This window comes from Pararhizobium sp. LjRoot235 (genome assembly GCF_964254145.1).
Lineage (GTDB): Bacteria > Pseudomonadota > Alphaproteobacteria > Rhizobiales > Rhizobiaceae > Pararhizobium.
In genome coordinates, this window is the sequence record NZ_CAXUSP020000001.1 from 1986600 (window position 1) to 2004593 (window position 17994).

General features: G+C 61.1%; 19 protein-coding genes. 3 read left to right on the top strand and 16 right to left on the bottom strand.

Annotated elements, in window-relative coordinates; genetic code table 11:
- Positions 1–200: 200 nt before the first annotated feature.
- From ACSQ2Z_RS09450 to ACSQ2Z_RS09460, 3 genes are all read right to left on the bottom strand, one after another.
- Positions 201–1556: a sigma-54-dependent transcriptional regulator gene (locus ACSQ2Z_RS09450; RefSeq protein ID WP_436080964.1), complete on the bottom strand. Its 1356-nt coding sequence runs from the start codon at positions 1554–1556 to the stop codon at positions 201–203.
- Positions 1553–3379 (bottom strand): sensor histidine kinase, encoded by a 1827-nt coding sequence (locus ACSQ2Z_RS09455; RefSeq protein WP_436080965.1) that lies wholly within the window; start codon positions 3377–3379, stop codon positions 1553–1555. Before ACSQ2Z_RS09455 ends, ACSQ2Z_RS09450 begins: the two co-directional genes overlap by 4 nt.
- A gap of 162 nt (positions 3380–3541) precedes the next feature.
- Positions 3542–3787, bottom strand: coding sequence for a hypothetical protein (locus ACSQ2Z_RS09460; RefSeq protein ID WP_436080966.1), 246 nt, complete (start codon positions 3785–3787; stop codon positions 3542–3544).
- A 120-nt stretch (positions 3788–3907) separates the two neighbouring features.
- Between ACSQ2Z_RS09460 and ACSQ2Z_RS09465 the strand changes: the two genes are divergently transcribed.
- A complete protein-coding gene (locus ACSQ2Z_RS09465) occupies positions 3908–4792 on the top strand; it encodes a LysR substrate-binding domain-containing protein (protein ID WP_436080967.1) in 885 nt (294 codons plus the stop codon).
- Positions 4793–4872: 80 nt separating this feature from the next.
- Here the strand turns inward: ACSQ2Z_RS09465 and ACSQ2Z_RS09470 are convergent, their stop codons facing one another.
- From ACSQ2Z_RS09470 to ACSQ2Z_RS09525, 12 genes are all read right to left on the bottom strand, one after another.
- Entirely contained in the window at positions 4873–5532 is a 660-nt protein-coding gene (locus ACSQ2Z_RS09470; RefSeq protein WP_436080968.1) for a TetR/AcrR family transcriptional regulator, read from the bottom strand.
- 145 nt (positions 5533–5677) lie between these two features.
- Positions 5678–6019 carry a hypothetical protein gene (locus ACSQ2Z_RS09475; RefSeq protein WP_436080969.1) on the bottom strand — a complete coding sequence of 114 codons (342 nt, stop codon included), beginning with the start codon at positions 6017–6019 and terminating at the stop codon, positions 5678–5680.
- 95 nt (positions 6020–6114) lie between these two features.
- Positions 6115–7218: a DNA topoisomerase IB gene (locus ACSQ2Z_RS09480; protein ID WP_436080970.1), complete on the bottom strand. Its 1104-nt coding sequence runs from the start codon at positions 7216–7218 to the stop codon at positions 6115–6117.
- Positions 7219–7275: 57 nt separating this feature from the next.
- Positions 7276–9276 carry an ASKHA domain-containing protein gene (locus ACSQ2Z_RS09485; RefSeq protein WP_436083036.1) on the bottom strand — a complete coding sequence of 667 codons (2001 nt, stop codon included), beginning with the start codon at positions 9274–9276 and terminating at the stop codon, positions 7276–7278.
- Positions 9277–9331: 55 nt separating this feature from the next.
- A complete protein-coding gene (locus ACSQ2Z_RS09490) occupies positions 9332–9658 on the bottom strand; it encodes a hypothetical protein (RefSeq protein WP_436080971.1) in 327 nt (108 codons plus the stop codon).
- Positions 9659–9680: 22 nt separating this feature from the next.
- A complete protein-coding gene (locus ACSQ2Z_RS09495) occupies positions 9681–10646 on the bottom strand; it encodes a methyltetrahydrofolate cobalamin methyltransferase (protein WP_436080972.1) in 966 nt (321 codons plus the stop codon).
- Positions 10647–10746: 100 nt separating this feature from the next.
- Complete coding sequence (locus ACSQ2Z_RS09500; protein WP_436080973.1) at positions 10747–11841, bottom strand: methylenetetrahydrofolate reductase; 1095 nt, start codon at positions 11839–11841, stop codon at positions 10747–10749.
- A 3-nt stretch (positions 11842–11844) separates the two neighbouring features.
- Entirely contained in the window at positions 11845–12432 is a 588-nt protein-coding gene (locus tag ACSQ2Z_RS09505) for a methylenetetrahydrofolate reductase C-terminal domain-containing protein (RefSeq protein ID WP_436080974.1), read from the bottom strand.
- Positions 12425–12727: a virulence factor gene (locus ACSQ2Z_RS09510; RefSeq protein ID WP_112846295.1), complete on the bottom strand. Its 303-nt coding sequence runs from the start codon at positions 12725–12727 to the stop codon at positions 12425–12427. Before ACSQ2Z_RS09510 ends, ACSQ2Z_RS09505 begins: the two co-directional genes overlap by 8 nt.
- A 112-nt stretch (positions 12728–12839) precedes the next feature.
- The gene (locus ACSQ2Z_RS09515; RefSeq protein WP_436080975.1) at positions 12840–13616 is read right to left on the bottom strand and encodes a formyl transferase; all 777 of its coding nucleotides are present in this window, start codon (positions 13614–13616) and stop codon (positions 12840–12842) included.
- An 11-nt stretch (positions 13617–13627) separates the two neighbouring features.
- Complete coding sequence (locus tag ACSQ2Z_RS09520; protein ID WP_436080976.1) at positions 13628–14269, bottom strand: exopolysaccharide biosynthesis protein; 642 nt, start codon at positions 14267–14269, stop codon at positions 13628–13630.
- A 129-nt stretch (positions 14270–14398) separates the two neighbouring features.
- A complete protein-coding gene (locus tag ACSQ2Z_RS09525; protein WP_436080977.1) occupies positions 14399–15019 on the bottom strand; it encodes a DUF1638 domain-containing protein in 621 nt (206 codons plus the stop codon).
- 79 nt (positions 15020–15098) lie between these two features.
- On the opposite strand from ACSQ2Z_RS09525, the gene ACSQ2Z_RS09530 reads away from it, so the two are divergent.
- Positions 15099–15212 carry an entericidin gene (locus ACSQ2Z_RS09530; RefSeq protein ID WP_436083037.1) on the top strand — a complete coding sequence of 38 codons (114 nt, stop codon included), beginning with the start codon at positions 15099–15101 and terminating at the stop codon, positions 15210–15212.
- An 82-nt stretch (positions 15213–15294) separates the two neighbouring features.
- Here the strand turns inward: ACSQ2Z_RS09530 and ACSQ2Z_RS09535 are convergent, their stop codons facing one another.
- Complete coding sequence (locus ACSQ2Z_RS09535) at positions 15295–15993, bottom strand: cobalamin B12-binding domain-containing protein (protein ID WP_113003972.1); 699 nt, start codon at positions 15991–15993, stop codon at positions 15295–15297.
- A 391-nt stretch (positions 15994–16384) separates the two neighbouring features.
- On the opposite strand from ACSQ2Z_RS09535, the gene ACSQ2Z_RS09540 reads away from it, so the two are divergent.
- Entirely contained in the window at positions 16385–17959 is a 1575-nt protein-coding gene (locus tag ACSQ2Z_RS09540) for a trimethylamine methyltransferase family protein (protein ID WP_436080978.1), read from the top strand.
- The last annotated feature ends 35 nt before the right edge of the window (positions 17960–17994 follow it).

The window sequence follows — 17994 nt, forward strand, 5'->3', positions numbered from 1 at the left end:
AGTCCTCCCGGATGAATATGTGGCCAGTTGGCGCAGCTCCTCCCGCGCCGATCCTGGATGCATCATTTGCGACCGATATCAAAAAGAGAGCAACGGTTTTGCCGATGCGTTCGTTCCTTTTTCTCAATGTGTGCGGTGCATCATGGGTGAGATCAGAAACAACTGGCGTTTTGGATGGGTGGATTTCCACCCAATTGCGCTCAGGCGACGTAATCGTCATCCGTGATCGGTATCTTCTTGTCGAGACCGTATCGCTGCATCTTCTCGTAAAGCGTCTTTCGCGAGATGCCGAGCTGCTCATATACCGGCCGCAAGCTGCCGCCGTTGGCCGCAAGCGCGCCAGCGATGATGCTGCGTTCGTATGCAGCCACCTTGTCGGCCAATTTTAGCCGCACCGCAGGAACCGACGTCTCGTCCGGTTTCGGGTCGAGCCCCAGTACGAGCCGATCGGCGGCATTTCGCAGCTCGCGGACATTGCCCGGCCATGAGCGCTCGGCGATCTCGGTCATCATTTCAGGCAGTACGTCGACGTCGCTGCGCATATAGCGTGCCGCCGCCTCGCGCACGAGTTGGAGAAAGAGGAGCGGGATGTCGGCCTTACGCTGCGTGAGCGACGGCACGTGCAGCGTCGCGACGTTTAGCCGGTAGAGCAGGTCGGCGCGAAAGCGACCGGCGGCAACCTCCGCCTCGAGATCGACCTTGCTGGTGGCGATGAAGCGAACGTCGAGCGGCACAGGCTCGTTCGACCCGAGGCGGGTGATGACCCGCTCTTGCAGCACCCGCAGAAACTTCGCCTGCAGGTCGAACGGCATGGAGCCGATCTCATCGAGCAGGATGGTGCCGCCGCGGCCATGTTCGAACTTGCCGTAACGCGGGCGAAGCGCGCCGGGAAAGGCGCCGGCCTCATGGCCGAAGAGTTCGCTTTCGATCAGGTTTTCCGGCAAGGCCGCGCAGTTTATTGCGATCAGCGGCCGGTCGGCGCGGGCGCTGATATCGTGCAAAGCGCGCGCGACCACCTCCTTGCCGACTCCGGTCTCGCCGATGATCAGCGTATCGGCGTCGGTGGCGCCGATGGCACGCAGCCGGTAACGCAGATCGACCATCGCCTGGGTCCGGCCAGGAAGTCTTGCCTCGATGTCATCGCGCTTGCCAGCTACCGCCCGCAGGCGGCGGTTTTCCAGAACGAGGCTGCGCCGGTCCATGGCACGGCGGGCGATGGCTGCCAGATGCTGGGCGGTAAAGGGCTTTTCGATGAAATCGTAGACGCCTTCGCGCATCGCCTTGACGGCCAGCTGCACATCGCCATGGCCGGTGACCAGGATCACCGGGATTTCCGCATCCACCTCGCGGACGCGCTGCAAAAGGGTCATGCCGTCCATGCCCTGCATGCGGATGTCACTGACGACCACACCGGAAAAACTGTAGCCGATCAGCTCCAACACATCCTCGGCGCTGGAAAATGTGTCGACGTCAAGCCCGAACAGACCAAGCGCCTGCGCGGTGGAATGGCGCATTTCCTCTTCGTCGTCGACCAGAAGGACGCGTGTTTCACTCATTCGGCCGCCTCCTGCGCCACCGTGGCGGCTTCCAGTTCGATGCGAAACAGGGCGCCACCCTCGGTATGGTTCGAGACGGACAGGCTGCCGCCGAAATCCTTGATAATGTTGTAGGAGATGGAGAGGCCAAGGCCGAGCCCCCTGCCGACGCCCTTGGTGGTGAAGAAAGGGTCGAAGATGCGCTCGGCGATCGCTGCTGGCACACCGGGGCCGTGATCCCTGATCGTCAGGATGACCTTGCCGTCGAGATGTTCCGCTGAAACGTGAATGCGTCGGTCGGACAAGCCTTCTACTGCATCCGCTGCGTTGGTGACGATATTGACGAGGACCTGCTGCAGTCGCACGAAGCCCGCCTTCACTAGCGGCGCATCACTGAGATCGATCTGCAGATCGGCATCGGCTGTTTTCAAGCGCGCGGCGACGATTTCGAACGTGTCGGCCATGACGGCATCCAATGCCACCCGCCCGAGTTTCTCATTCGGCTTACGGGCGAAATTGCGCAAGTGGCGGCTGATCGAGGCCATGCGGTCGATCAAGCCGGAAATGCGCCGGACATTGTCGCGGGCTTCGTCCACACGCGCGAGGTCGATCAGCATTGCGGCGCTGTCGGCGTAGGTCTTGGCAGCAGCCAGCGGCTGATTGAGTTCATGGCTCAGTGCTGCCGACATCTGGCCCAATCCGGCGAGCTTGCCCGCCTGGATGAGATCGGCTTGCGTCTTGCGCAGTTCCTGCTCGGTCAGTCGCCGCTCGGCAATCTCCTCCTCGATGCGCCGGTTGACGAGGGCGAGATCGGCAGTGCGCTCTTCGACCCGGTGCTCCAACTCGTTGTGCGCTTCAAGTTGCATGCGCATGCGCTCCTCCAGCCGGGCTCGCCGCTGAAGGAAAATGGCGAGCGCCAGGCCTGCAAGGCAGAGGAACAGCACGATGGCGACGATGGTGGTGCGCGCCTGGGCGCGCGCGGAGGCCGTGTCCATCAGGACGTTCACCGTCCAGTCAGCTTCCGGCATATATTGCGACAGCACCAGATATTCCCGCCCGCCGGGGTCGTTCGTGGTCATCAGCTGGTGGCCTTCCAGGCCGCTGCGCTTGATCGGAAGTGGCTTGAGCTCAGCCTCGGCATAGCGCCGCGACGCCTGCGTCCTTTGCAGGCGTTCGGCGTTCAGAGGCAGGATGCTGGAATAGAGCCATTCCGGGCTGCCGGTCATGAAGATGATGCCTTCGGGGTCGGAGACGAAGATCTTGTATTCGCCGTCGCGCCAGGAGGTCTCGATGGAATCGATATCGACCTTGAAGACGATGACGCCGCTGATTCGGCCGTCGACGTTTATCGGCGAGGCGAAGTAATAGCCGCGTTTCAGGGAGGTCGTTCCGAGCGCGTAAAACCGCGACTGGTCTCCCTTGGCTGCTTCCTGGAAATAAGGCCGGTAGCTGAAATTCTGGCCAACGAAGCTTGTCGGCTGCTCGTAGTTGCTGGCGGCAATGGTGCTGCCATCCATCGTCATGACGTAGATGTCGGAGGATTCGAGCAACGTGTTGATCTCTCTCAGGTAGAGGTTCGCCGCCTCTCGCAGGGAGTTGTCGTTCGGATGCGCAACCAGGTCCTTGATGCCGTCATGATCGGCGATCAGCGCCGGCAGCGGTTCGTAGCGGCTGAGATGTCCGCTCAATGCCGAGACCGCCAGACGCAAGGCCGAGCCAGCCTGAAGCGATGCTTCATTCATATAGCTTCGTGTCGCCAGCGCTCCGCCCTGGAAAATCACGGCGTAGAGAAGGGCGGGAATCAGGCAAATCGCCAGGACAAGGCGGTATCTAACGGACTGCAAGGCTCCTCCCTCATTCCCCCGGCGGCCTTCGCGCAGCCAAGAGGAAGAGTTTAGAGGTCAATGCCATTGTTTCCAAGAGCCGTCGTGGCGGGGCTCCGCTTGTGCGTCATCGGGCTCGACCTGGCGAGCCCGATGCGAATGCGTGCTGTTCACCGCTTTTTATCAGGGCCGCTCACGCTCGATAACGGTGCCGTGGGCGAAGCCGAGATCCTGCCGCAGGCTGGCTGGCAAGGTGGCGATCTCGCGCTCAGCGGTTCTGCGCGTTTCTTCGATCTTGCGAGCGTGGTGCCTCTCGCTGACCTGACGAATAAGGGGCGCAAACATTTGGCGCATTGCGAATGTAAAACTGCCGGCGCGTAGGCTGACGGCATTCTTCCGGCTTGTCGTCGTGTCGTGTTGCAGGGACATGGGAAGCTCCTTTCATCACGTCTTCGATGTTTGCAACTTGACTATCGCGCTCCGATGAGGTTCAATCAAACGAAATGAAGTGATGGTATCATTCAGAATATCTGATCTACGAGGTTTACCATGAACATGATGCTGCGGCATGTCCTTCCGCTTCTCGAATTGGACATCCTGAAAACCTTCGTCGCCATTGCCGAGACCGGGAACTTCACCACGGCTGCCGAGACTGTCTACCGGACGCCGTCGGCCGTCTCGATGCAGATCAAGAAACTCGAGGAAATGCTTGGCTGCGTTCTGTTTTTGCGCGACGCCCGGTCCGTATCGCTGACGCCGAAGGGCGAGGTGCTGCTCGGCTTTGCCCGGCGCATGCTGGCGCTCAACAACGAGACGGTCTCGCGCTTCCTGCTGCCGGACATGAACGGCGTCGTGAGGGTCGGCGCGCCCGAAGATATCGGCGAGCGTATCCTGCCGGAAGTACTGAAGCGCTTTGCCGAATCCTATCCGAACGTCACCGTCGACGTGACCATCGGCAACAGCAGCGCCCTACGCAAGCGTGTCGACGAACATCGGATGGATGTCGCCCTCTTCAACAGCATGGCCGGTGAAAATACCGGCGGCGGTGAAATCCTCGTGTCCGAGAAGCTCGTCTGGGCCGGAACGAAATGCGGTACCGCACATACGCGCGAACCGTTGCCGATCTCCATGTGGGAGGACGGTTGCGTCTGGCGAGCCGATGCAGTGGAACAACTCTCAAGAGCCGGACGCAAGTTCCGTGTCGCCTTCCTGAGCGCCCATACGACCGGCCAGCGCGCCGCAATCCAGGCGGATCTCGCGATTGCGCCGCTGCCGCGTTATCTGGTGCAGGGCGATCTAGTCGCGCTCGGCGATGCGGAGGGCCTTCCGGAATTGGGCCATTACAATATCGGCCTGCAGGTGATCGACAACGCGTCGGCACCGGTCTTGGCTGTCGCCGAGCACGTTCGCACCGCCTTCATCGGTCTGCAATAGTTCAGACAAGGGCGGCGCTCGCAGGATCTCATGCGTACAGGCTTGTCCGCACGCGTTGAGAGGGGTCTTTTGGGCGCTCCCTAACGCGCCATGTCCGACGAGATGGTCATCTGGCTCATGAAAAGACTGAGGGCCTTTTGTGCTGCACGGGATGGCGGTTCGGATCGATGCCACTCCGGGAAATGACCGTCTATCGCCATACGTGCCAAACCGTATACGAGCGCGCGGGCGGCAAGCACCAGATGATCAAAGTCGATATTGCGGGCAAGCTTCCCGTGTTGCTGCGCTTGGGCAAGGAGATCGACCATGCTCCGGCGAATGGCTTCGTTCTGATTGCGAAGGCTGTCCGATGCCTCGAAATCGATTAGGCTGCGGGAGCTGATGATTTGGAAATGTGTGGGATTAGCGATCGCCCATTGCAAATAGCCGTGTCCGATTGCCTCGAAGGCCGCGAGCGGATCCGCGCTATCGACGGTTGACCGGGCCTTCCCGACAGCCTCTGTCAACCGATCCATCGCCTGTTCAGCGACTGCGGTCAACAATGCCGTTTTCGACCGAAAATGCCGGAACGGGGCGCCTGGCGAAACGCCGGCCCGTTTCGCTGCCTCACGTACAGACACATGCTCGACGCCACGTTCCTGGATGATCTCCACGGTTGCGATGATGAGCGCCTCGACCAGATTGCCGTGGTGGTAACGCTTGGAATGGTCGGGACCATTGCTGCTTGAACTCTTGGCCATGCGGGAGCGATATCACAATATCGTTATGTAATCACCGATTATTTTCTTGCTTGCACAGGTCCGTCATGTAATCGTCGATTACATACCAACGGAGGTTCCCATGTTTCGTTCAGTCGCACTTACCACCTTTGCCCTCATCGCAGCATCATTCACGCCGATCCAGGCTCAGGATCGGCCCACGCTCGAAATCGTCTGGCCCAACAAGGGCTCCGTCATTGAGCTCGCAGGCGATCCGGAGAGGGCCATAGGGGTCGTCGTAAGGAGCAACTTCACATTGCTTCCCGCGGGGCAGTGCGGCAAAAACAGACAATGCGGTCATGTGCATATGAAGATCGATCCCGATGGCGACACCTGCAATATTCCCGGGAAGCCATACAACAGCATGAACAGCGATTTCGGCGGTAGTCTCATCATGGCTCACTTTGGCCATTGCCCAAACGCCGCGGGCACGCACGTCATCGGGATACTCCTCGCCGACGATCATCATCGCCCCGTTCTCGTGGACGGAAAACCGGTGAGCGCTTTGGTGACCGTGACAACGAAGGAGAGGTGACTAGACGCTGTGCGAGCGGACGACGGCGTCTATGCAGTTGGACTCGTCCGTTGCCCGGCAAAACCTGTCTTCAGCCAGCGCTGCACCCTGATCTCGTCGTCATCCATCCAGCGCGTCAGCGTTTCGCTCCTGCTCGGCCGCATTTGCAGGAGGCCGGCGAGTTCACCACTCTCGAAATCCTCGAAAACCTGCGGATGAATATAGGATGACCGACAGACCGCGCGGGTATTGACTAAGCGTGCCGCGATAGCGTCGATAACATCGTTGATCTGCCGCTTTTGCTGCCGCTGGCTCGGGCCAGGTTCAATGGCCGCCAATGCCGTCGCTGCCATACAGGTCGCGCCCCACGTGCGGAACTGGCGTGAGGAGAAGTCGGCGTCACAGGCCTCACGGATATAGGCATTGACGTCCTGGGAGCGGATCGGACGGCGATTGCCGTCCTCGTCGAGATACTGGAACAACTGTTGGCCCGGCAATTCCTGCAGCATGCGGATCGCCTTGGTGATCCGCCGGTCGTTGTAGCTGAGGCGCCACTCCTTGCCCGACTTGCCCTTGAAATTGAAATGAACGCTGGAGCCTTCAGTCTTCACATGACGGTTGCGCAGTGTCGTCAGTCCGTAGGAACCGTTTTCTTCGGCATAACTGGTATTGCCGACACGGATATAAAGATTGTCCAGGAGCCAGACGACCGTCGCCAGGGCCTTGTCCATACCCGGTTTTCTAAGGCGCAGGTCGGTGTCGACCTTTTCGCGGATGTTCGGCAGCCTGGCGGCGAAGTCCGGCAGCAGGGCGAATTTGGCCTTGTCGCGCTCGGCCGACCATTCGGGATGATAGCGATACTGCTTGCGGCCCTTGGCGTCGCGTCCGGTTGCCTGCAGATGCGAGTTCGGATCGGGAGAGATCAGCACATCGGTATAGGCGGGCGGGATGGCAAGGGCGGCGATCCGGTCGAGCTCCGCCCGGTCGGTAATCCGCCGGCCGCCGGCATCGAAGTACAGGAAAGCGCGTTTGCCCGGTCTGCGGGTTATGCCGCCGTCGAGATCGGCGCGATAGACGAGATCCGTCGATCGCGGTGCTAACGCATCGGCTTCTTGCGCGCTTGGTTTTCCGGTGTGACAGGGTGTCTGATCCACAGTGACGCCAGAACGCCGCCGTGATCATTTGGTTCCAGTCGTGAACCTGGTCCCGCGTTATTCGCGGCTGCGGCGCCGGCGTCTGCCACCGTCACCGCCGCCATCGTCGGCAAGCATCTTGCGCTCCGGCAGTGTGACCACCTGAGCCAGTTTCGGGAAGGAATCGACCTTGTTCGGTAGCGCCATCGCGTAGACGAAATGCTCCTGAAATTTCGATTCAAGCGCCGTCTCTATCTTCTCGATTTTCTTGATGGTTTCCTCGATCTCGCGGCGATGATCGCGGTTGAGCAGCGCCATCAGTGCACCAGTGCCGGCCGCGTTGCCGACGGGCTTGACCTCGGAAAGATCGCAGTCGGGAATGAGGCCGAGAACCATTGCATATTTGGGATCGATGAAGGAGCCGAAGGCGCCGGCAAAGCGGATCGTGTCGACATGGTCGATTTCAAGCTTTTCCATCAAAAGCTTGATGCCGGCGTAGAGCGCTGCCTTGGCAAGCTGGATGGCGCGCACGTCGTTCTGCGTCACCGTGATGCGCTGGTCGCCCTCATGGAGCAGATAGGAGAACGTGCGGCCGTTCTGGATGATGCGCGGGCTTTTTTCCGCCATCGCGCCATCGACCACGCCGTCCTCCGAAATGATCCCCGAGAGATACATCTCCGCAACGACCTCGATGATTGCCGAACCGCAAATGCCGGTGACGCCGACTGAGGCGGCCGCTTCCGCAAAACCCTCCTCGTCGGACCATTTGTCGACGCCGATAACGCGGAATTTCGGCTCCAGCGTTTGCGGATCGATGCGCACGCGCTCGATCGCTCCCGGTGCCGCGCGCTGGCCTGAGGAAATCTCAGCGCCCTCGAAGGCCGGACCGGTGGGCGAGGAGGCAGCAACGACGCGGTCTTTGTTGCCCAGCACGATTTCGGCATTGGTGCCGACATCGACCAAAAGCATCATCCGCTCCTGGCGATAAGGCCCTTCGGCAAGCGTGGCACCGGCTGCGTCGGCGCCGACATGGCCTGCGATGCAGGGCAGCATATAGAGACGGGCGCCGCGGTTGACGTCGATGTCGATCTCATGCGCCCAATATTGCAGCGCGCCTGACACGGCGAGCGCGAACGGCGCCTGACCGAGTTCCGTCGGATCGATGCCGAGGAACAGATGGTGCATAATCGGGTTGCCGACAAAGACCATGTCGAGAACGTCGTGGCGGTCGACTTCACCCTCCTCGCAGACTTTGCCGATCAGCGAATTGACGGCGCCGCGCACCGCCTTGGTCATCGCCTCGCGCCCATCCGGGTTCATCATCACATAGGAGACGCGGCTCATCAGGTCTTCGCCGAAGCGAATCTGCGGGTTAGACGTGCCGGACGAGGCGACGATGCGGCCGGAGAGCAGCGAGACCAGATGCATGGCAATCGTCGTCGAGCCTATATCGCAGGCAATGCCGTAGGCCTCGTTCTTCAGGCCGGGCCAGAGGCCGACGATGAAGGGGCGCGAGGAATCCATGTCGCGATGGATCGCAGCGGTGACGCCCCAATTGCCCTTGCGAAGAACCCCTTGAACCTGCGGAATCAAATGTGGTGCGATCAACAGGTCCTTCCAGCCCCAGTCTCTTTCCAGCATGACTTTCAGGCGATCGAGATCGCCGAGCGGCTTGTGCATGTCGGGCTCGTCCACCTCGACATAGCAGAGCTGGACCGCGGCATTGCGCTCAATCACCCGGTCGGTCGCAGCCTTGCGCACCACCTGCGCATTGATGACCGTGTCCTGCGGCACGTCGATGACGAGATCGCCGAGGACCTGCGAGGAGCAGGAGAGGCGGCGACCATCCGGCAGGCCGCGAATGCTCTCGTAGCGCTCTTCCTTTGGCCCCTTGACGGAAATGTTTTCGAGCGAGGAGACGATCTTGTGCTTTGCGAAACTGCCTTCCTGAACCGACACCTGACAGCGCCCGCAGGTGGCACGACCGCCGCAGACGCTTTCGACGTAGACCCCGAGAGAACGCGCCGCATCGAGGATCGGCGTGCCGACGGGAAAACGGCCGCGTTTGCCGGAGGGCATGAACAGGACGAGGGGATCGCTTTTGTTTTCCTGGGCCGACACGGTCAAATCATTCCTATTTGCTCAAGCGCAGCACGTTGGCGCGGACCCGCTCGCCATATGGTTTCATCGCCGCCACTGCAACGCGGTCGGAAGCGCCGGCCAGGCCGGCGCTGGTTCCCATCGCAAAGCCCGCAGCCGCATCGATGCCTTCCTTGACGAGCGCCACATTCACAGCAGAGACGCTTTCCATAGCGGCCGCCAGTTTCTCGGTCACCATTCGCCCCATCTCGCTCGAACCGCCGAACGCGCCGGAGAAAGCAAAATCCTGCACGCGGCTGGACATTACGAGGGGTGCCAGGAACCACAGGACGGCGAATTCTTCGATGAGGTCGGCATTCACGGGCTTGTCTCTTTCCGGACGGTCATTCCGCCCTTGCGTTTCCGCCGGCGCGCCCGGCGCGTCCGCCACGGCGGCCGCCGCCGGCACCTGCCGGGGATGCTGCGGCGGCAACAGCGCCACCTTCAGCCGGCTTGTGATCACGATAGGTCATGATCCAGTTGCCGCAGTTCGGATCGGTGCCGTTCAGGACGTTGGCCGCGCGAACGGCTTCCATCTCCTGCGGACGGCACGGGTTCATGATCGCCGACGTCATGCCCGCACCGATAACCATGGGGATGAAGCCGGCATTGATGCCATGGCGATGCGGCAGGCCGAACGAGATATTCGACAGGCCGCAGGTGGTGTTGACCTTCAATTCGTTGCGCAGGCGGTGCAGCAGCGCGAAGACTTGGCGACCGGCATCGCCGAGAGCGCCGATCGGCATGACGAGAGGATCGACTACGATGTCGTGCGGCTTGATACCATAGTCCATGGCCCGTTCGACAATTTTCTTCGCAACTGCGAAGCGAACGTCCGGATCCATGGAAATACCGGTCTCGTCGTTCGAGATCGCAACGACCGGAACATCGTATTTCTTGACGAGCGGCAGGATGGCTTCGAGCTTTTCCTCTTCGCCGGTGACGGAGTTGACCAGTGGCCGGCCCTTGGCGACACGCAGGCCGGCTTCAATTGCGGCGGTGACGGAGCTGTCGATCGACAGCGGCACGTCGACGAGCCCCTGCACGATTTCCAGCGTCTTGACGAGCAAGCCCGGTTCGGTCTCGTTCGGATTGACGGAGGTGACGCCGGCATTGACGTCGAGCATCGTGGCGCCCGCGGCCACCTGTTCCAGCGCGTCCCTGATGACGGTCTCGAAATTGCCGACGATCATCTCGGCGGCGAGCTTCTTGCGACCGGTGGGGTTGATGCGTTCGCCGATGACGCAGAATGGCTGGTCGAAGCCGATGATGATTTCGCGGGTGGCGGAGGCAACGATGGTGCGGGTCATACTGGTCCTCTGGGTCGGTAGGCGCGTCCTCTAGTACAGCGCCGGAATGGATTGCGATAGGCGCGGATGTCGCGACGCCTTGGGTTGTTCACTGGCATTGTCAATGCGGATGATGTGCGGCGATGTCGGCCATCTCTTCCTGATTTTCCGTCTTGCCGTCCTTCAGTTGCTCCAACCGCTGGGCGACCATGCTGTCACCCGGATTTTCCTCGCGCTTCCACGGCGTGCGGCCCTTCAGCACGCCCGACTCATGGACGATCTCGGCGACATATTCCTCCTGCCGGTAGGCCATCACATGCACTCCGGAGACGCCCTTGATCTCCTTCACCTCGTTGATGATGTCGATGCAGAGCTGCTTGCCTTCCTTCTTCTGGTCCTGCGCGCCTTCCAGCCGCTTGATCACGGCGTCGGGAATATGGATGCCCGGCACGTTGTTGCGGATCCAGTTGGCGGTCTTTGCCGAGGCAAGCGGGCCGACGCCGACGAGGATGAAGCATTTCTCATCGAAGCCGAGGTCGCGCACCTTGTTCATGTAGTCGCGGAACATCGGCACGTCGAAGCAGTATTGGCTCTGGACGAACTGGGCGCCGGCCTCGATCTTCTTGCCAAGACGGTAAGGACGGAAATCATATGGCGGTGCGAACGGATTGATTGCCGCGCCGAGGAAAACCTGCGGCGGGGTTGTCAGCTTGCGGCCGGAAAGGAATTTGCCATTGTCGCGCATGACGCGTACGGTTTCGAGCAGCGACATGCAGTCGAGGTCAAAAACGGGTTTCGCGCCCGGCTGGTCGCCGGCCTGCACGCCGTCGCCTGTCAGGCACATGATGTTGGTGACGCCCATGGCGGCTGCGCCGAGAACGTCGCCTTGGATGGCGATGCGGTTCTTGTCGCGGCAGGCGATCTGCATGATCGGTGCATAGCCCATGCGGGTCAGAAGCGCGCAGATGCCGACCGACGACATATGGCAGTTGGCACCGGAGGCATCGACCGCGTTGATGCCGTCGACCCAGCCTTCGAAGATCGCGGCGCGTTCGTAGACGTCTTCCGGATTGGCGCTGTCGGGCGGGTTCAGTTCGGCCGTGACGGCGAATTCGCCGCGGCGCAGAACACGCTCCAGGCGCCCGCGCGAGGAGTGGCCGGGCAGGGGATCGAGCGGCAGGTGGCGGCCGAGCGGGTTTTCATCGATATGGGCCATGCGTCATGCGTCCTTGCTTGCGGCGGCAGCCGCGGCTGCTTCACGCGCTTCGGCGGCCTGGGCGGTGACACGCAGCCAGGAGGAGGTTTCCCTGAGCGACTGGTTGACGGGTTTCTGCACGTTCATGATCGCGTCGCCCCTCACCATGTTGCGCGAGCCTTCCCAGGCCTTCACCCAGACACAGGGCATGTCCGGCTCCACTTCGCAGTTGCCATTGGCGCGGACGCCGCCGCAGGGGCCGTTGCGCAACTGTTTCGGGCAGTTCATCGGGCAGGACATGCCGGTCGACGACAAAACGCACTGGCCGCACATGCGACAGTCGAAGAGCAGGCCCTTGACGTTGCGCTCGACGAAGGTGATCGGGGTTTCTACCCGGTCATAGCCGAGCGCCTTCCACAGAGGGTGGAGAAGCAGGAACATGTCGGCGAAACGGCTGTAGAACCATTCGAGGAAACGCGAATGGCGCACCGCCCAGAGGCGGATCGTGTAGCTGCGGCGAGCGCGACGATTGGGCGAGACGCCGGAGGGGGTATAAGCGCCGGTCGCGGCCTTCTTGGCGGGAGCGGCATTGCCGGGTTTTGGATCAGCCATTGTCTTTACCACCGGATTTGACGAGAGCGACGAGACGCTCCTTGTCGTAGGCTGCTTCGAGCTCTGCGGCCGCCTTGTCGGCTTCCGCTTCCAGATCGTCGGAGACCGGGACCGGATCGGCCTTGCGCCATTCGGCGAGATAATCGCCGCTGTCGGCAGCACCGGTGCGCATGGCGCACATGTCGATCGCTTCGGTAAAGCGCAGGGTGAGTTCGCGTTTGGCGCTCTTGCGTCCCTGCTTGATGATGACCTGTGCGGGAATGTCACGCCAGTAAACGATAATGCGATCTGCCATATGCCCGAAATCTCCTCTTGGCCGACAATGCGCATCTCTGCGCCTCATGGCTCACCTTGGCACGACGCGCGTCATGCTTAAAAGCGACCCCGTGCTCCTGCCGAAGATATAACTACCAGATGCCGCGCGTGAACCCATTCCAGAGCCATGTCCAGACCGGCGGATGGTACCATTGGCGGGAAGTGCCGTTTGCGGGCAAGGGCTTGAGCGTGCCGGAGAGGGCGTCTTCGATCGCACGGATCACGATATCCGTGGAGGCTGCAGTCTGCAGCAGCGGGTAGGTGTGCAACGTGTCGCTTTTCGACGGCTTCACGCGCGACTGATAGAGAATGTCGCCGGTATCGACGCCTGTATCAACCAGATGCACGGTCGCACCGAAATTCTCCTCGTCGTTCTCGACTAGCGCCCAGTATCCACCCATCAGGCCGCGATATTGCGGGTTGATGCCGGCATGGAAATTGATAACGGGGCAGGGCATGGCCGCCAGCGTCGAAGCCGAGAGCATGCGGCAGCTGACGAGGAAAACGACAGCGGGACCGATTCGCCGGATGTGGTCGATCGCCGCCGTGCTGTTGATCGATTCGATCTCGGCGACCGGGACCGTTGGATCGACCGCGTCGCTGGCGCCAAAATCGCGCACGATGTCTTCGGCGCGTTGCTCGGTAAACCGTTTTCCAAATTTCGACACCACCATCGTCGCGAACTGGCCAGCAGCGGTCACCCAGCCAAGTTTGCGGGCGCGGCGCTTCAGGAACAGTGCCTTTGATTCGGGCTGTTCGATGAGAACCGTGACATTGGCAAAGCGGGCGTTGAGCGCATTGATCAGGACCTGCGGGTTTCGTCCACCCGCCGTCACGATCGCAATCGTTTTGTCTGGTACCGTTTCCATCGTCGCAATTGTCAGACGATGAACGTCAGAACCGCGCCGGCAGCGGCGACGACGGCGCCGGCCACCACCAGCGACGCGACGCCGATCAGGGCGCCGGCAACGAGCCCGAGGCCATCCCGCTCCATGTGGGCGAAGCCGATGACGGCCAGCGCGAAGGCGGGAAGCCAGTTGCCGAAGGGAATGGGCAGGAAGATCACGACAGCGAGGATCAAGGCCAGCAGGCCGATCACCCGCTCGGCCAGCCTGCCGCCGAGAAACCAGCCGCGCGGCTTGATCAACGTCTCGGCGCGCTGAAGCCAGGGAGAAACGCGGTTGACGAAGACGAAGAAGGTCGCGTTTTCGAAAGCGTAGTCGCCCATCCGCTTCGGAAGCCAGATGCGGGTGTGCCGCGATGCCAGCATCTGCCAGGCGACGAAGATCAGCGGCAGGCCAAGAATGAAGGTCGCACCAGGCGGCAGCGGGATGAGATTGGGCAGGGCGAAAACGACGAGAAAGGCACCGAAGGACCGGTCTTCCATGGCAACCGCGAGATCACGCAGCGTGATCCTCGGTCCGGCGGTGAGCGACAGGTTGCGCAGAAGCTGGGAAAGATGTTGCGAATGGCTTTGCGCCGCATTTCGAGGCAGTGCCACCGTCGCCAAAGTGTCCGTCATCCCCGTCCCCTTTTGTTGTGTTTGTTCGGGGAGTGTGGCGGGCAGCCGTTACGATGCACTTAAATCAAATACGATCATCGCCGCAAAATTCAGCGCAGGGCTAACAGATGGTTTCCGCGCCGAGAAACGTCAGGCGTGAAGCAGCGCCGGCGTCAGGTCGCCATAACCGGTAAAGCGGTATTCATAGGCGAGGCCGAGCGTCTCTGCGGCCGCTCTTGCTTTCTGCTGCAGCTTTTCATCTTCGACCTGCGACAGGTAGACGAGTTTCTTGTAGTGCCCGAAATACATGTCGCGCAGCTCCGGGTGGCGGTCCAACCCAAGGGGCTCGATGACGAAGGCTTCGAACTGGCGGGCGAGGAAATCCGTGAGGAAAAAAGAGGTGAAATCGTCGTCCCAACGAGATTCGAAGGCTGCGTTACCGGCGAAGAAGGAAAAACAGTGCGGTCCGGCAATGCGCTCGACGTTTTCCTCTTCGCAGAGCCTGTCCAGCAGTCCGCCGGTGCCGCAATCGGCATAGGCGATGAAGATGCGGCCAAACCCTTCGGCGCGCGCCTTGTGGATAGCGGCCTTGATGCCGGGCGTGATTTTTTCCGGAGTGTTGTGCCAGATCGCCGGCAAGCATATGAGGTCGATGTGGTCGAGCCCGTTTGCTTCGCATACCGCTAGGATTTCGCGGGCAATTGCGCCACAACCGATGACGTGAACTTTTTCCGCTTTCGCGCGTTGCATTGCCGAAAAGGATTCTGCCATCTCGCCCACCTGTTCAGTTCAAGGAACCCAAGCCATGACAGCAAAGACAATCGCCACCATCGGTATCGTCCTGTTTTCCATGACCACACTCGCCTCCTGCGGCAACACGATCCGCGGCATGGGCGCCGACACGGCAAATGCGGTCAATGCGACGCAGGATGCGGGCCGTAAGGTCGAACGAGCCGCTAATTAAAACCTTGGCTCCTTGAGCTAAGATATAAGAAACCGGCCGCGCTTTTCATCAGCGCGGCCGGTTTCACATGGTCAAATTGTGATCACGCGCCGGACAGCTGGTTGTGCTTGCGCTTCATGAAGTCCTTGGCGGTTTCGACCGCGACCGCGGCATCGCGGCAATAGGCGTCGGCGCCGACGGCCTTGCCGAATTCCTCGTTGAGCGGCGCACCACCGACCAGAACGACATAGTCGTCTCGCATGCCCTTTTCCTTCATCGTGTCGATCACCACCTTCATATAGGGCATGGTTGTCGTCAGAAGCGCCGACATGCCGAGAATGTCCGGCTTTTCGCGCTCGATGGCGTCGAGGTAGTTTTCGACGGGGTTGTTGATGCCGAGGTCGACGACGTCGAAACCGGCGCCTTCCATCATCATGCCGACGAGGTTCTTGCCGATGTCGTGGATGTCGCCCTTGACGGTGCCGATGACGACCTTGCCTTGCTTCGGTGCGCCGGTGGCGGCAAGCAGCGGGCGGAGAATGAACATACCGGCCTTCATCGCGTTGGCGGATAGGAGAACTTCGGGAACGAACAGAATGCCGTCGCGGAAGTCGATGCCGACGATGCGCATGCCTTCGACGAGAGCCTGGGTCAGGATGTCGTAGGGCGCCCAGCCGCGCTTCAGAAGGATGTTGGTGCCATCCTCGATCTCTTCCTTCAACCCGTCATAGAGGTCGTCATGCATCTGCTGCACGAGTTCGTCGTCGGAGAGATCCTCGAGAATGATTTCGTCGTCTGCCATGATAGGTTTCCTCGGTTCCTGGCGCTGCCCGGCTCAACCTCCCGGACGGACGCACTATACTTAGCTTTGTTGGTTCCAAAAGCTCTTTTCGAATGCGACGTCGCAAGCGATGAAAAACGACGGCACTCGGATGATCGGTCCTCGCCGCCATCTGTACCTAACAAAAACAAGGTTTTATATGACAGCTCGGCAGCGATTCTGCCAGATATTGACTCTTTTGTTCATGAGGATAGGCGAAAATGCGGCACGCCCTGTCTTCGGGCGGGGAGCTCTGTTAAGGCCCGTGTCCGAGTTGCGCCACTTGTTGGCGCATAGAGAACCGTTCCGGTGCCGAGGCTTGGTAGCATAGGTTCGACAAGTGCGCAGGATAGGCGCGGGAAGAGGATATCAAATGACCGAAGTAACGGAACACACGGAAGAAAGTGGTGGCGGCCGCCGGACGCGCGGCGAGGGCCGGGGTGCCGCGGCAAGGCGCGCCTCGCGCACCGGCGGTGGCGCGGGTCCGTCGCTTCCCTATATCACCCGCAAGATCCGCGAATACGAGGTCCTTGATGAGGAAGGCCTGCAACTGATCGAGCGCAATGCCGACACGGTGCTCGAGGAAATCGGCATCGAATTCCGTGAAGACGCCGAAGCCTTGGCGCTGTGGAAGGAAGCCGGCGCCGACGTCAAGGGTGAGCGGGTGCATTTCCCGAAGGGCCTGTGCCGCGAACTCCTTAAGTCCGCGCCGCCGGTCTTCACCTGGCACGCACGCAATCCTGAGCGCAGCGTGCAGATCGGTGGCAAGGCCACCGTATTCGCGCCGGTCTACGGCCCTCCCTTCGTGCGCGATCTCGAAGGCGTCCGGCGCTATGCGACGATCGAAGACTTCCGCAATTTCGTGAAGCTCGCCTATATGGCGCCGTCCATGCATTCCTCGGGTGGCACGGTCTGCGAACCGGTCGATATTCCGGTCAATAAGCGCCATCTCGACATGGTCTACAGCCATATCAAATATTCCGACAAGCCGTTCATGGGCTCGGTAACCGCGCCTGAGCGCGCCGAGGACACGATCGCGATGGCCAAGCTCGTTTTCGGCGATGATTTCGTCGAGAACAATTGCGTCACGCTGAACCTGATCAACGCCAACTCGCCGATGGTATTCGACGAAACCATGGTCGGCGCCTTGAAGGTCTACGCGCGCCACAACCAGGCCTGCGTCATCTCTCCCTTCATCCTCTCCGGCGCGATGAGCCCGGTGACGGTCGCGGGTACGCTGACGCAGATTCTGGCGGAAGTGCTGGCCGGCGCCTCGTTCACGCAGCTGATCCGCAAGGGTGCGCCGGTACTGTTCGGCACGTTCGCAGCCTCAATTTCGATGCAGTCCGGTGCGCCGACCTTCGGTACGCCGGAGCCGTCGCTGGTCTCCTATGGTGCGGCCCAGCTTGCGCGACGCCTGGGTCTGCCGTTCCGTACCGGCGGTTCGCTCTGCGGCTCCAAGGTTCCGGATGCGCAGGCGGCGCACGAATCGGCCAATACGCTCAACATGACGCTGCTTGCCGGCACCAACTTCTCGCTGCATGCCGCCGGCTGGCTCGAAGGCGGTCTGGTGTCGTCCTACGAGAAGTTCATGATCGATCAGGACCAACTCGGCATGATGCAGAAGATGGCCGAAGGTGTCGATCTCTCCGAAAACGCGCAGGCGCTCGACGCCATCCGCGAAGTCGGCCCCGGTAGCCACTATCTCGGCTGCGCGCATACGCAGGCCAACTTCCAGACGGCCTTCTATCGCTCGGCGCTGGCCGATAACAATTCCTTCGAGCAGTGGGAAATCGAGGGCGAGAAGCGGATCGAACAGCGCGCCAATGCGTTGGCCCGCAACTGGCTGGAACATTACGAGGCACCGTATCTCGATCCGGCGATCGACGACGCGCTCAAGGACTATATCGCTCGCAAGAAGGACTCCATGCCGGACGCCTTCACCTGAAGCGAGCCCGAGAACGCCAGGGAGCAAGGCGGCGC

Bases quoted from the DNA above. Each gene is read 5' to 3' on its own strand.
- ACSQ2Z_RS09470 (WP_436080968.1), bottom strand. From the start codon at position 5,532: ATGGCCAAGAGTTCAAGCAGCAATGGTCCCGACCATTCCAAGCGTTAC.
- ACSQ2Z_RS09485 (WP_436083036.1), bottom strand. From the start codon at position 9,276: ATGCCCTCCGGCAAACGCGGCCGTTTTCCCGTCGGCACGCCGATCCTC.
- ACSQ2Z_RS09475 (WP_436080969.1), bottom strand. From the start codon at position 6,019: ATGATGATCGTCGGCGAGGAGTATCCCGATGACGTGCGTGCCCGCGGC.
- ACSQ2Z_RS09510 (WP_112846295.1), bottom strand. From the start codon at position 12,727: ATGGCAGATCGCATTATCGTTTACTGGCGTGACATTCCCGCACAGGTC.
- ACSQ2Z_RS09525 (WP_436080977.1), bottom strand. From the start codon at position 15,019: ATGGCAGAATCCTTTTCGGCAATGCAACGCGCGAAAGCGGAAAAAGTT.
- ACSQ2Z_RS09460 (WP_436080966.1), bottom strand. From the start codon at position 3,787: ATGTCCCTGCAACACGACACGACGACAAGCCGGAAGAATGCCGTCAGC.
- ACSQ2Z_RS09505 (WP_436080974.1), bottom strand. From the start codon at position 12,432: ATGGCTGATCCAAAACCCGGCAATGCCGCTCCCGCCAAGAAGGCCGCG.
- ACSQ2Z_RS09465 (WP_436080967.1), top strand. From the start codon at position 3,908: ATGAACATGATGCTGCGGCATGTCCTTCCGCTTCTCGAATTGGACATC.
- ACSQ2Z_RS09450 (WP_436080964.1), bottom strand. From the start codon at position 1,556: ATGAGTGAAACACGCGTCCTTCTGGTCGACGACGAAGAGGAAATGCGC.
- ACSQ2Z_RS09495 (WP_436080972.1), bottom strand. From the start codon at position 10,646: ATGACCCGCACCATCGTTGCCTCCGCCACCCGCGAAATCATCATCGGC.
- ACSQ2Z_RS09515 (WP_436080975.1), bottom strand. From the start codon at position 13,616: ATGGAAACGGTACCAGACAAAACGATTGCGATCGTGACGGCGGGTGGA.
- ACSQ2Z_RS09500 (WP_436080973.1), bottom strand. From the start codon at position 11,841: ATGGCCCATATCGATGAAAACCCGCTCGGCCGCCACCTGCCGCTCGAT.
- ACSQ2Z_RS09520 (WP_436080976.1), bottom strand. From the start codon at position 14,269: ATGACGGACACTTTGGCGACGGTGGCACTGCCTCGAAATGCGGCGCAA.
- ACSQ2Z_RS09530 (WP_436083037.1), top strand. From the start codon at position 15,099: ATGACCACACTCGCCTCCTGCGGCAACACGATCCGCGGCATGGGCGCC.
- ACSQ2Z_RS09540 (WP_436080978.1), top strand. From the start codon at position 16,385: ATGACCGAAGTAACGGAACACACGGAAGAAAGTGGTGGCGGCCGCCGG.
- ACSQ2Z_RS09535 (WP_113003972.1), bottom strand. From the start codon at position 15,993: ATGGCAGACGACGAAATCATTCTCGAGGATCTCTCCGACGACGAACTC.